Source organism: Candidatus Regiella insecticola LSR1 (assembly GCF_000143625.1).
Taxonomy (GTDB): Bacteria; Pseudomonadota; Gammaproteobacteria; order Enterobacterales; family Enterobacteriaceae; genus Regiella; species Regiella insecticola.
In genome coordinates this window covers 1-14,626 of the sequence record NZ_GL379605.1, presented here as the reverse complement: position 1 = coordinate 14,626, position 14,626 = coordinate 1, and the positions used below count along the sequence as shown (strand labels likewise).

Sequence of the window (14,626 nt, the reverse complement as noted above, 5' to 3'; positions counted from 1 at the left end):
GGCGGTGCCGGCAAAAGAAACTTGATCGCCGGCATGACGAGCAGCAACAGAAATTTCTTGACTAGCCATGTCACGCTGCATTAGACCAATTCCGCCATTATGGATTTGAGTGGTCAATATGCTAATACTGCCCGTGTTTGATTTAACTTTATTAGCATTTCCTGCGATACCTTTGCTATTCGCCGTTACCTTTTCATTAGTGGTAAAAAGCTGCTGACCATTGACTGCATCAGTGCTAGCAGCGGTTAAATCACCTTCTCTTACCCCCGTTAACTTTCGATTACCAGTAGTACCGGTAAAAGAAATCTGCTCACCCGCCTCAGCAGCAGCGACGGTGATGGCGCCGTTAGCCTGATCTCTCTGCATCAAGCCAATAGCGCCCTTCTTAATATCTGTCGTCAACCCCTCAACGGCCTCTGCATTTTTTTCAATATCAGTAACAGCGAGTCGAATCTGTTTAGCATTTTCCAGCATCGTTTCACTATTGATCTTACTTCTAGCCATATTTTTAGTGATCTCGACACTATTCGCCTCAATTTTTTTAAGATTGCTATCAATAGCAGCATTAATAGCGGTATTAGCGGAAAAAAGCTGACTACCATTGATAGCATCGGTACTACCGATATTGACTGCCCCTGCTTGGATGCCGGTCAAGGTACGTGCGCCAGCGCTACCAGCCAGGGAAACTTGATTCCCTGCGCTCGCCGCAGCAACCGTAATCGCCTTAGTGCCCGTATCCTGTTGTACCAGGCCAATCCGCCCATCAGTAATTTCAGAACGATGGGTTCTAATATTATTTGCATTCTTATTGACTTCTGCCTGCAAAGTAAAAATTTGGGCGGCGTTGACAGCATCCGTACCGCCATTTTTGATTTCTCCCTTCGCAACATTGACAAGTTTACGTGGCGTCGTCGGGGTACCTATCGACACCGTATTGCTCTGCGTCACTATTGAACCACTTCCAAGGGCGACAGAATCTTTGAAGCCGTCAACTTTTGCATTAAGACCAATAGCAACACTGTTCTCTGCATTATTTACACTGGCTGTATTACCAATACCAATACCTGAAGCGGAGTTTCTTACTGAACTTGCATAGCCAATAGCGATGCTCGCAGCCGCATCCTCTAGTGCCGCTGTATCACCAATAACCACACTTTAAACGGAATTTTTTGTTGAGCTTGAAGACCCCATGGCAATGCTCGCCCTCGCATTTTCTGCTCTGGCCGTACTACCAATACTGACACCTAAAGGAGATTCATTTACCTTCGACCCATGCCCAATGGCAATCCCCCTGAGTGCATTATCCACTGCCGCATTATCACCAATGGCAACACCACGATCCGCCTTATTCACCTTAGTCTCATTACCAAGACTAAGACCTGCGAACGATCCTTTCACTAATGATGAGGTTCCTATTGCAATAGAGCGTACCGATGCCCCCGCTTGTTGTCTATTGCCAAATGTCTTACCAATATCACTATCAAGGTCAGTATCGGATCTACGATCAATAAACGCATCCGAACCTATTCCGATACCATATCTAGAATTAACACTCGGGTTATCACCAATGGCAACACTACCAAAATAAGCCTTGGCTCTTGAACCAACCGCAAGCCCAGAAATAGCAGCCCCATCCCACTGTTGTTGATAAGGCCCCAGATGACCCGTTGCGTCGGTTTGTGTCTCTGTAGTTTCTTTAATCCCCCCCTCTATTACCAATGCTCCATTTGCACCCTCGATCCGCTGCCCACTATTAGCTGCACAAATATCAAATGATGGACTAAAAAGCGCAATACCTATAATCAATGTATAAATGAAGAATTTTTTTGGCTTGTTTTCGAGCCCCTTTTGTCATTCCTGATACAAGGCTCCAATGGCTTAAAAAACCATTCAAAATTATCTTATATATTCTATTCATTGAACGTTATTTCACTCTATAAACATTATTTTTGGTTGAGATAACAATTAATCTTCCATATTCATAACAATAAAATGATATGTAAAGTTCACATCCGTATTGATGTAATATAAATAGATTGAAACGAGACATAATAAATAATTATACTTACTAAATAATTATTCTCTCTATTTATAAATAAGATGAAATCAACATACCCAATGAATTTCGAATTACGGCAATGCTACAATCAATCAAATCCCAGGGATGAGCGATCGCTGCCAACGCCAGCGTAACTTGAAAGGCGAAAGGTATAAACGAAGCTTAAAGATAGCTACGCCACCTCATCAAAATCATAAATATATTTAATTTAAAATACCTCGCGTTTTTATATAAAAAATACAATTACTAAATTTTATATCATGAAAATAAGAGGATAATTTTATTTTATAGTAAATATAGCAATGTCATATTAATAAGATAATCGTAATACAATTTTCACTGTATTACGATTAAATTACATTAATTAAAAGCTTAGCTAGTAATATGTAAAAGGCAAATTTAATAGAAATATTTTTATTCTATTGAGGAGAAAATTTATTATTAAATACAAAAAAATCAGGTTCAAAAAATTTTGAACCTGATTCTCATATATCTATAATATTTTTTCAATAACACTAAACGATCAGTATATTACCTTGATAAACCTGTTACTCGTTTTTGTTATCAAAACCAGCATTAAGTAACTCAGCCATATTTGCTGACGCTTCATCAGGGCTCATTTTCAGCGTAACCGATTCTTCTACCAAACGACTACGCATACGCTTTTGATGATGCGCATAACCAGTACCGGCTGGAATCAAACGACCGACAATAACATTTTCTTTCAAACCACGGAGTTCATCGCGTTTACCCGCCACCGCAGCCTCAGTAAGTACTCTCGTCGTTTCTTGGAACGAAGCCGCAGAAATAAAGGACTCAGTCGCCAAAGAGGCTTTCGTGATCCCCAGTAAATCGCGTGTAAAGGTTGCTTCAGTTTTATCTTCCGCTACTAATTTACGATTGGCGATTTTCACCCGTGATATTTCTGCTTGCTCACCGGCTAAGAAGTCAGCTCCTCCCGCGTTAACAATCGTGCCTTTACGCAACATCTGACGAACGATAACTTCAATATGTTTATCGTTAATCTTTACTCCCTGCAGGCGGTACACTTCTTGTACTTCGTTAGTAATATAACGTGTCACCGCATGAACACCCCGTAGGCGTAAGATATCGTGTGGAGATTCTGGGCCATCAGAAAGCACATCACCACGTTCTACCATTTCACCTTCGAATACGTTGAGCTGACGCCATTTTGGAATCATCTCTTCATAAGCATCACTACCATCTAACGGTGAAATGACCAAACGACGCTTGCCTTTAGTTTCTTTACCAAATGAGATAATTCCACTGTGTTCAGCCAAAATTGCCGGCTCTTTGGGACGACGGGCTTCAAACAGATCAGCCACGCGGGGTAACCCACCGGTGATATCTTTGGTACCACTAGATTCTTGAGGAATACGCGCCAAGGTATCACCGACACCAATTTCAACTTCATCCTTCAATTGCACAATAGCCTTACCTGGCAAGAAGTATTGAGCAGGCATATCGGTACCTGGTATCAATACCTCATTACCTTTAGCATCCACAATTTTTAATGCTGGGCGCAAGTCTTTACCGCTACCGGTACGTTCTGCACTGTCGAGGACGACTAAAGAAGATAAACCGGTTAAATCATCAGTTTGACGGGTAATCGTCTGGCTATCAATCATGTCAGAGAAGCGAATAAAACCGGCCACTTCAGTGATAACGGGCATAATATGTGGATCCCAGTTAGCGACCGTCTCACCGGTATTAACTTCTGCTCCGTCCCCTTTCGCCATTATCGCACCATACGGAATTTTATAGCTTTCCTTAGTACGACCAAATTCATCAATCAATTTCAATTCAGTATTACGTGAAGTGATAACACATTTACCCGCACTGTTGATAACAAATTTAGCGTTGCTCAGTCTCAACTTACCTTTGCTATTTACTGTAATACTAGACTCTGCCGCTGCTCTGGATGCCGCACCACCAATGTGGAAGGTTCTCATCGTGAGCTGTGTACCAGGCTCACCAATAGATTGTGCTGCAATAACGCCGACAGCTTCACCTTTGTTGATGATATGACCTCGTGCCAAATCACGACCATAACAATTCGCACAGATCCCAAAATCGGTTTCACAATTCACTACTGAACGTACTTTTACCGTGTCAACGGAATTCTCTTCTAACAGATCACAACATTTTTCACTCAGTAACGAATTACGAGGCACCAAAATGTCAGCGCTACCTGGTCTAACAATATCTTCCGCTGTTACGCGACCCAAAACACGTTCACGCAATGCTTCTTTTACATTTCCTCCCTCAATAACGGGCGTCATCACGAGACCATCATTGGTACCACAATCATCTTCAGTAACCACTAAATCCTGTGCCACATCAACTAACCGACGTGTTAAATAACCGGAGTTAGCCGTTTTCAATGCGGTATCAGCTAAACCTTTACGTGCACCATGGGTTGAGATGAAATACTGAAGAACATTCAATCCTTCGCGGAAATTAGCGGTAATGGGCGTTTCAATGATCGAACCATCAGGTTTCGCCATCAAGCCACGCATACCCGCCAATTGACGAATTTGCGCAGGGGATCCACGCGCACCAGAGTCCGCCATCATAAAGATGCTATTAAAGGAAACTTGCTGTTCTTCTTTTCCAGTAGAGTTAGTAACATTTTCAACAGACAGATTCTTCATCATCGCTTTAGCAACCCGTTCGTTAGCCGCTGCCCAGATATCGATCACTTTGTTGTAACGTTCCCCAACGGTAACCAGACCCGATTTGAACTGTTCCTGGATCTCAGAAACTTCAGTTACTGCCTCTGTAATAATCTCTATTTTTTCTTTAGGGATCACCATATCATCAATGCCGACTGACATACCCGAACGAGCAGCATAGGTAAAACCGGTATACATAATTTGGTCAGCAAAAATAACCGTCGGTTTAAGCCCTAATATGCGGTAACAGGTATTCAGCATCTTGGAAATGGCTTTTTTACCCAGGGTTTGGTTAACGATAGAGTAAGGCAGCCCTTTCGGCACAATCATCCATAAAATGGCACGACCAATGGTCGTATCGACGATACTGGTTTGACTCGTTTTTTCGCCTTCAATATTACATACCTCTTCAGAGATACGGATTTTCACCCGCGCGTGCAGTGAAGCTAACCCCATACGATAAACACGTTCTGCTTCTTTCGGCCCCGTCAGTACCATGCCTTCGCCTTTGGCGTTAACACAGTCGCGTGTCATGTAATAAAGTCCTAACACCACATCCTGGGAAGGTACGATAATAGGCTCGCCGTTCGCTGGGGAGAGGATATTATTAGTCGACATCATCAACGCACGCGCTTCTAACTGAGCTTCCAGTGTTAAAGGTACGTGCACTGCCATCTGATCACCATCGAAGTCAGCATTATAGGCAGCACAAACCAATGGATGCAGCTGAATCGCTTTACCTTCAATCAACACCGGTTCAAACGCTTGAATACCTAAACGGTGCAAAGTGGGCGCACGGTTCAATAGCACCGGATGTTCACGGATAACCTCATCCAAAATATCCCATACCACAGCCTCTTCACGTTCAACCATCTTTTTAGCCGCTTTGATGGTTGTCGCCAGCCCTTTCAATTCTAACTTGCCATAAATAAAGGGCTTAAACAGCTCCAGTGCCATTTTTTTAGGTAAACCACACTGATGCAGACGCAAAAAGGGGCCGACAGTGATAACCGAACGTCCTGAATAATCGACACGTTTACCCAGTAAGTTTTGCCGGAAACGCCCTTGTTTTCCTTTGATCATATCCGCTAAAGATTTCAACGGACGCTTATTAGAACCGGTAATCGCACGGCCACGACGACCATTATCTAGCAAGGCATCCACCGCTTCTTGTAGCATGCGTTTTTCATTACGTACGATAATATCAGGGGCGGCCAGATCTAACAGACGCTTTAGTCGATTATTACGGTTAATAACACGGCGATATAAATCGTTCAAATCAGAAGTGGCAAAACGCCCACCATCTAAGGGAACCAATGGCCGTAAATCGGGAGGCAAGACCGGTAATACGGTTAAAATCATCCATTCGGGTTTGTTGCCAGATTGAATAAATGCTTCTAATAGCTTGATACGCTTGGTTAATTTTTTACGCTTGGTTTCAGAATTAGTTTCATTTAATTCTTCACGTTGCAATTCACATTCAACGTTGAGATCCATATTTTTTAATAGCGCTTGAATGGCTTCCGCGCCCATTTTCGCATCGAACTCATCACCAAATTCTTCTAACGCATCAAGATACTGTTCTTCAGTCAGGATTTGACGACGTTCTAAGTTAGTCATTCCACCTTCAACCACGACGTAAGATTCGAAGTAAAGTACACGTTCGATATCACGTAATGGCATATCGAGTAATAAACCGATACGCGAGGGAAGCGATTTTAAGAACCAAATATGTGCGGTAGGCGAAGCCAGCTCAATATGCCCCATACGATCACGTCGTACTTTGGTTTGAGTCACTTCAACACCGCATTTCTCACAGATAACACCACGATGTTTTAAACGCTTATATTTGCCACACAGGCATTCGTAATCCTTTACTGGACCAAAGATACGGGCACAAAAGAGACCGTCGCGCTCTGGTTTAAAGGTACGATAATTGATGGTTTCTGGTTTTTTTACTTCACCAAATGACCATGAGCGGATCATATCTGGTGAAGCCAGAGCAATTTTTATTGCATTAAACTCATCGTTGTTCTTTGTTTGTGCTTTTAGGAATTTTAATAAATCTTTCACGGATTGGCTCCTGTCGGAGTTAGAGCTTTTGAGTACCTAAACCTAAGTTTTCTAAGTTTAAATATGCCAGTGAGCAGTGCGAACATGACAGATTTTTGGTTTTATACCGGGTATATAACTCCTCATTTTATAGTAGAGGAGCAGCAAGGTTCCAAAAAACTGTCACCTGGAAAAAACTTATTCTTCTTCAAGCTCAATATTGATACCCAGCGAGCGAATTTCTTTCAATAGTACGTTGAAAGATTCTGGCATGCCTGGCTCCATACGGTGATCGCCATCCACAATGTTTTTGTACATTTTGGTACGACCATTGACATCATCAGACTTGACCGTCAACATTTCCTGCAACGTATAGCCGGCACCATAGGCTTCTAGCGCCCACACTTCCATTTCACCGAAACGCTGCCCACCGAACTGCGCCTTACCCCCCAGAGGTTGCTGAGTGACTAGACTGTAAGAACCGGTAGATCGGGCGTGCATTTTATCATCGACCAGGTGATTCAATTTAAGCATATACATATAACCAACCGTTACCGGACGCTCAAATTGCTCACCGGTTCGACCGTCAAATAAAGTGATTTGGCCTGAAGCTGGTAAGCCTGCTAATTTTAATAGTTCTTTTATTTCTGTCTCTTTTGCACCATCAAAAACCGGTGAAGTGATGGGCATCCCTTTTTTCAAATTTTCAGCTAAATTTAACACCTCATCATCAGAGAAAGTATTCAAATCTACCTTCTGACAAACATGGTCTCCGAGATCATAAGCCTTCTGTATAAACTCACGTAATTTAGCCACTTTTTCGTGCTTTCTCAGCATAGCATTAATCTTTTCACCAATGCCCTTCGCCGCCATCCCTAAGTGAGTTTCCAAAATTTGACCAATGTTCATACGGGAGGGAACACCCAATGGATTGAGTACAATATCTACTGGCGTGCCATATTCATCGTAAGGCATATCCTCAATTGGATTAATTTTCGAAATTACCCCTTTATTACCATGACGACCAGCCATTTTATCGCCTGGCTGGATTTGACGTTTAACCGCCAGATAAACTTTAACGATTTTGAGCACACCAGGCGCAAGATCATCACCTTGAATTATTTTACGCCGCTTACCCTCTAATTTCTTTTCGAATTCTGATTTCAGTTCGTCGCACTGCTCAGCTAACTGCTCCAATTGACATTGTTTTTCTTCATCAGACAAACAAAGCCCTAACCAGCGCTCAGAGGGCAATTTATCTAATTTTTCAGATTCTATACCACCAGCAATCAATACCGCGCGGATACGGGCGAGCAATCCTGCTTCCAAAATCTTCAATTCTTCTTTTAGATCTTGTTTCGCTTGCTCAAGCTGCATCTTTTCAATGTCTAATGCACGTTTATCTTTATCTACACCATCACGAGTAAAAACTTGCACGTCAATAACCGTACCAGAAACACCATTCGGCACTCGCAAAGAAGAATCTTTCACATCAGAGGCTTTCTCACCGAAAATTGCACGCAACAATTTTTCTTCCGGTGTCAGTTGAGTTTCACCTTTTGGTGTTACTTTACCCACCAAAATGTCACCACTGGTCACTTCTGCCCCAATGTAGACAATACCGGATTCGTCTAATTTGGAAAGTGCAGCTTCCCCCACATTGGGTATATCAGCAGTGATTTCCTCAGAGCCTAACTTGGTATCGCGTGATACACAGGCTAATTCTTGGATATGAATAGTAGTAAAACGATCTTCTTGCACTACACGTTCAGAGACCAAAATAGAGTCTTCGAAGTTGTAACCATTCCAGGGCATGAAAGCAACACGCATATTCTGCCCTAATGCCAATTCACCCAAATCAGTAGAAGGGCCATCCGCCAATACATCACCGCGTTCAATGGAATCGTTTAAATTCACACACGGCATTTGATTAATGCAAGTATTTTGGTTAGAGCGGGTATATTTAGTCAGGTTATAAATATCAATACCCGCTTCGTCCGACTTCATTTCTTTTTCATTTACTTTAATCACGATACGTGAGGCATCAACATACTGAATCTTACCGCCACGTCTAGCGACAGAAGTCACCCCTGAATCCACCGCCACCGCACGTTCCATCCCGGTACCGACTAACGGTTTTTCAGCGCGAAGAGTAGGCACCGCTTGACGTTGCATGTTAGCACCCATTAAGGCGCGGTTAGCGTCATCATGTTCTAGGAAGGGGATCAGTGAAGCACCAACAGAAACCACCTGTTGAGTAGAAACGTCCATATAATCAACCTGTTCGCGGCTAAACAAGCTGGATTCATCTTTATTACGACAGGTGATCAAATCATCTATAAAACAATTTTTCTCATCTAAATTAGAATTCGCCTGAGCGATAACGTAGTTACCTTCTTCAATGGCATACAAATAGCGAATTTCATTGGTTACCACACCACCTTGTACACAACGATAAGGTGTTTCCAAAAAACCATATTCGTTAGTGCGTGCATACACCGACAAGGAGTTAATCAAACCAATGTTTGGACCTTCCGGTGTTTCAACAGGGCAGACACGACCATAATGCGTGGGGTGTACATCTCGCACTTCAAAGCCAGCCCGTTCACGTGTCAAACCACCGGGACCTAATGCCGAGATACGACGCTTATGTGTAATCTCAGAAAGTGGGTTGTTTTGATCCATAAATTGGGAAAGCTGGCTGGAGCCGAAAAACTCCTTTACCGCGGCTGAAATCGGCTTAGCGTTGATCATATCCTGTGGCATCAGCGTTTCAAGATCGCCCAGCGAAAGACGTTCTTTTACCGCCCGTTCAACGCGCACCAAACCGACACGAAATTGGTTTTCAGCCATTTCACCTACAGAGCGAATACGACGGTTACCCAAGTGATCGATATCATCCACTTCACCTTTACCGTTACGAATATCAATCAGCTTTTTCATCACATCAATGATGTCTTCTTTGCTCAAGATACCCGACCCTTCAATCTGATCACGCGACAGTGAACGATTGAATTTCATTCTGCCCACAGTCGACAAATCATAACGATCTTCAGAAAAAAACAAATTCTCAAATAAATTTTCTGCCGCATCACGAGTAGGTGGCTCACCAGGGCGCATCATGCGATAAATTTCAACCAAAGCACCCAGGCGATCATTGGTTGGATCAACACGCAGGGTTTCAGAAATATAAGCCCCGTGATCCAGATCATTGGTAAATAACGTTTCGACGCATTTATAACCAGACTTACTTAATTTTGCCAGCAAATCCAGTGACAATTCGGTATTGACAGCACAAATCACTTCACCTGTGCTGGTATCAACATAATCCTTTGCCACTACCTTACCGACAATATATTCGACCGGTACTTCTATACTATTAATGTTATCTTTTTCCAGCTGACGGACATGACGTGCGGCAATACGCTGTCCTTTCTCGACATAAATCTTGCCATTAGCTTTAATATCAAAAGAAGCGGTTTCACCACGTAAACGCTCTGGTATCAGCGCCATTTGTAGTTTGTTATCACAAATTTCAAATCCGACTTTTTCAAAAAACAAATCCAAAATCTGCTCAGGCGTATAACTTAACGCTCGCAACATAATAGTCGCTGGCAATTTACGACGACGATCAATACGAACAAATAAATTATCTTTCGGATCAAACTCGAAATCTAACCATGAACCGCGATAAGGGATAATCCGCGCGTTATACAACACCTTTCCTGATGAATGTGTTTTACCCTTATCACTATCAAAAAATACACCGGGACTGCGGTGCAGCTGAGAAACGATAACCCTTTCAGTACCATTAATAACAAAGGTACCATTCTCAGTCATCAATGGGATTTCACCCATATAGACTTCTTGTTCTTTAATATCTTTAACCGTACCTTCAGGTGCTTCCCGTTCATAAATGACCAAACGCAATTTAACACGTAGTGGTGCAGAATAGGTCACACCGCGAATCTGACATTCTTTAACATCAAAAACCGGTTCACCAAGGCGGTAGCTAACATATTGTAATTCTGAATTGCCATTGTAGCTTTGGATCGGAAAAACAGAACGGAAAGCCGCTTCCAGACCTTGCTGACCTTCTCGATCTTGCTCGATAAATTTTTGAAATGAGTCCAGTTGGATGGAAAGAAGATAAGGTATGTCCAGCACTTGTGGACGTTTACCAAAGTCTTTACGAATACGTTTTTTCTCAGTATAGGAATAAACCATAGGGTTCCTCAGCTAGCTGTCGTAGTGACCCACATGTACTATATACCCTCCGCCTTTAAAGCTGCCGCGTTGTTGGCTGCGGGGTTCGCCGAATCGCGTAGTATATCTACGCTCATCGGTCTCACCCCCTGGCAGCCGAAGGCAACTTCAAAGACAAAGGGTATAAAGAGTACATGTAACGCCATTTATTTCGATCAGTTTTCCACTCTTTTTTTCTATCCGCTATTACGACTGTAGTATGTGACTGCTCCCTGCCCTATAGCCAAACCAGTTTAATTTGATTTAAGTGTTGTCGTCGCTTGCCGTACTATTTGTACTGTTTGCGCTCCTCCGCCTTGAATCAAATTAAACTGATTCGGCTATATTGGGCGAGGCTCCCCACTTCACAGGCCGCCGATTGTGCATGAAAAGTCTTAGAGGCTATTCGAAATTTTCTTTAGCCACTCTCAATCGATGAAAAAAAGTTAAATGGCGCGATTATACATACCATATAAAGTAAAATCGGCAGTTTGACGCATTTTTGATGAAGTACCAGCGAGCACAAAAGATTTCGAATAGGCTCTAAACACCGCTCATTTTATTTTTTCTACCACTCTTAAATCATTTCATTGCGTTCTCTACACCAAGCTACCCGAGTGGGTCGTAGCTGAGAACCCAGTATATTAAGTCGTCGATAAAAAATAGGGATAAAATGTAGAATATAGCCACCAGTTTAAACTGATTCGGCTATAAGCAGTGTGGCATGTTACCAACGTCTTAATAGCGCAAAAAAGCTGATGACCCACGAGTCACCAGCCATCAGCCTATAAAATCAAGCTGCAAGTCGAAAACCTGACTTATTTAAGCTCACAAGAAGCGCCTGTCTCTTCAAGTTTTTTCTTCAGCGCTTCAGCATCATCTTTACTAATGCCTTCTTTCACTGCTTTTGGAGCACCTTCTACTAAATCTTTGGCGTCTTTTAAGCCTAAACCAGTTGCTTCACGTACTGCTTTAATAACCTGGATTTTATTAGCACCAACAGTTGTCAAGATAACATCAAATTCAGTTTTCTCTTCCACAACTGCCGCCGTCATTGCAGGACCCGCTGCAACAGCGGCCGCAGCAGAAACGCCAAATTTTTCTTCCATATCCGCAATCAACTCGACGACTTCCATTACAGTCAGAGCTGCAACGCCTTCCAAAATTTGTTCTTTAGTAATAGACATAACAAGTGTTCCTAAAATCCAGAAATAGTTTATACCCTTTCGCCTTTGAAGCTGCCACGTTGTTGGCTGCGAGCCCTCGCCCTCATGGTAGTACACGCTGATCGGTCTTCACGCCCTGGCAGCCGAAGGCAACTTCAAGGGCTGTGGGTATATACGTTAAATAAGCCGTTAAAGAAAAAACGATTAAGCCGCTTTCTCTTCTCTCTGATCACGCAGCGCAGCAAGAGTACGAACCAATTTGCCAGCAGAAGCTTCTTTCATGGTTGCCATTAGGCGTGCGATCGCTTCATTGTAAGTTGGTAAAGTTGCCAGGCGATCAATTTGTACCCCTGGAATCAATTCACCTTGAAAAGCAGCAACTTTAACCTCAAATTTTGCATTCGCTTGCGCGAATTCTTTAAACAAACGAGCTGCTGCGCCTGGATGTTCAGAAGAAAATGCAATTAAGGTTGGACCAACAAAGCTGTCTTTGAGACATTCAAACTCAGTATCTTCAACAACACGACGCATCAAAGTGTTACGGACAACACGCATATACACGCCCGTTTCACGAGCTGATTTACGTAGCTCAGTCATTTTATCTACAGTAACACCACGCGAATCGGCAACAACGGCAGAAAGTGCATTTTTAGCTACTTCATTGATCTCAGCAACAATCGCTTTTTTGTCTTCAAGATTTAATGCCATTAGCTTTTTGCTCCTAGGATTAGCCAAGGAATATTCCCCGGAACTCACATCACCCAAGAGCCATCGTCAAAATATTTTGCATTACGTGCTCAATTTTCATATGGCTCGCAGACTATTAATTCACACTAAATACAAATTAATAGACGGGCGTTTAAATACGGTGAGCAGAATCTAGCAAAAAGTATTCAGAATCTGTCACCGTCTACGCAGGAAAATTAAGTACTGCCAATACTTTTATCAGTACACCTGCGGTCTTCGACGGAGGCTTGAATTACATCCAAACCCAACCGAAAAATGGTTGTCTTAATTTATCATCTCTTATAGCCTGCCATTTTAAATACTTCAGGCCAATTTTAACTAAGCAAACTTACTTTCGTCGATAGTAACGCCAGCTCCCATCGTGGTGGACAGGATAATTTTTTTGATATAAACCCCCTTCGATGAGGCAGGTTTAGCTTTTTTCAGCGCGACAACCAAAGATTCCAAATTTTCCTTCAATGCATTCGCTTCAAAGTTAACTTTACCAATAGTACTGTGAATAATCCCACCTTTATCGTTACGATAACGCACTTGGCCAGCTTTAGCGTTCTTTACAGCTTCTGCAACATTAACGGTTACTGTACCTACTTTTGGATTAGGCATCAAACCACGCGGGCCTAAAATTTGTCCTAATTGACCGACAACACGCATGGCATCAGGAGAAGCGATAACCACGTCAAAATTCATTTCGCCTTTTTTAATCTGCTCGGCTAAATCTTCCATCCCTACCAGTTCAGCACCCGCTGCTTTTGCTGCTTCTGCATTGCCACCCTGGGCAAACACAGCAACACGCACCGAACGACCCGTACCATGGGGCAAAACAGTAGCACCACGAACATTTTGATCAGATTTACGTGCATCAATACCGAGATTAACCGAAATATCTACGCTTTCTACAAATTTGGCGTTAGCCAATTCTTTCAGGAGGACAATAGCTTCATTGACACCATACTTTTTTTCTTTAACAACACTGCTATGGATCAGTCGCATGCGTTTGGTTAGCTTAGCCATTGATTATTCCTCCACTACCAAGCCCATAGAACGGGCAGTACCTTCAATAGAACGCATCAGGGCATCAATATCAGCCCCTGTCATATCTGGTTTTTTAGTTTCTGCGATCTCGCGGATCTGAGCCTTAGCTACTGTTCCTACTTTTTCTAAATTCGGTTTACCCGAGCCAGATTTAATACCAGCGGCTTTTTTTAACAATACTGAGGCGGGAGGTGTTTTAGTAACAAAGGTGAAAGAGCGATCAGCATAAACAGTGATAACAACCGGGATAGGTAACCCCTTTTCAATGTTATCAGTTTTAGCGTTAAACGCTTTGCAAAACTCCATAATGTTAACACCTTGTTGACCCAAAGCGGGACCAACTGGAGGGCTTGGATTAGCCATACCTGCAGCAACCTGCAGTTTGACATAAGCTTGTACTTTTTTAGCCATTTACTATTCCTCAATTTGGGTAATATCGCCTTAGAGCCTATTCGAAATCTCTATATATCCTTCGCCTTTCAAGTTCTGGCGACGTTGGCAGCGATCATTCATCCTCTGTCATGTACTACCCGTATCCCCTTCGCCTTGAAGCCGCCGCGCTGTTGGCTGCTGCACAGGTGCTCGCCGAATCACGTAGTATGTCTACGCTCATCGGTCTCACACCCCCT

Annotated in this window: 8 protein-coding genes and 1 pseudogene; all 9 read right to left on the bottom strand. The window is 42.8% G+C overall.

Going from position 1 to position 14,626, the window contains the following annotated elements; genetic code table 11:
* Positions 1–1,152, bottom strand: a pseudogene (locus tag REG_RS07670) (hypothetical protein); the annotation flags it as partial.
* 3 nt (positions 1,153–1,155) lie between these two features.
* Positions 1,156–1,806, bottom strand: coding sequence for a hypothetical protein (locus tag REG_RS07665; RefSeq protein WP_006705122.1), 651 nt, complete (start codon positions 1,804–1,806; stop codon positions 1,156–1,158).
* Positions 1,807–2,607: 801 nt separating this feature from the next.
* The gene (rpoC, locus tag REG_RS07660) at positions 2,608–6,828 is read right to left on the bottom strand and encodes a DNA-directed RNA polymerase subunit beta' (RefSeq protein WP_006705121.1); all 4,221 of its coding nucleotides are present in this window, start codon (positions 6,826–6,828) and stop codon (positions 2,608–2,610) included.
* Positions 6,829–7,005: 177 nt separating this feature from the next.
* Positions 7,006–11,034 carry a DNA-directed RNA polymerase subunit beta gene (rpoB, locus tag REG_RS07655; protein ID WP_006705120.1) on the bottom strand — a complete coding sequence of 1,343 codons (4,029 nt, stop codon included), beginning with the start codon at positions 11,032–11,034 and terminating at the stop codon, positions 7,006–7,008.
* Positions 11,035–11,072: 38 nt separating this feature from the next.
* Positions 11,073–11,219: a hypothetical protein gene (locus tag REG_RS13390; protein WP_176603479.1), complete on the bottom strand. Its 147-nt coding sequence runs from the start codon at positions 11,217–11,219 to the stop codon at positions 11,073–11,075.
* Between the two features lie 651 nt (positions 11,220–11,870).
* Positions 11,871–12,239: a 50S ribosomal protein L7/L12 gene (gene rplL, locus REG_RS07650; RefSeq protein WP_039907923.1), complete on the bottom strand. Its 369-nt coding sequence runs from the start codon at positions 12,237–12,239 to the stop codon at positions 11,871–11,873.
* A gap of 183 nt (positions 12,240–12,422) precedes the next feature.
* Positions 12,423–12,926, bottom strand: a complete 504-nt coding sequence (rplJ, locus tag REG_RS07645) for a 50S ribosomal protein L10 (RefSeq protein ID WP_039907922.1) — start codon at positions 12,924–12,926, stop codon at positions 12,423–12,425.
* Positions 12,927–13,283: 357 nt separating this feature from the next.
* Complete coding sequence (gene rplA, locus REG_RS07640) at positions 13,284–13,976, bottom strand: 50S ribosomal protein L1 (protein ID WP_006705116.1); 693 nt, start codon at positions 13,974–13,976, stop codon at positions 13,284–13,286.
* A 3-nt stretch (positions 13,977–13,979) separates the two neighbouring features.
* On the bottom strand, positions 13,980–14,408 hold the full coding sequence (gene rplK, locus REG_RS07635; RefSeq protein ID WP_006705115.1) for a 50S ribosomal protein L11: 429 nt from the start codon (positions 14,406–14,408) through the stop codon (positions 13,980–13,982).
* Positions 14,409–14,626 lie beyond the last annotated feature (218 nt).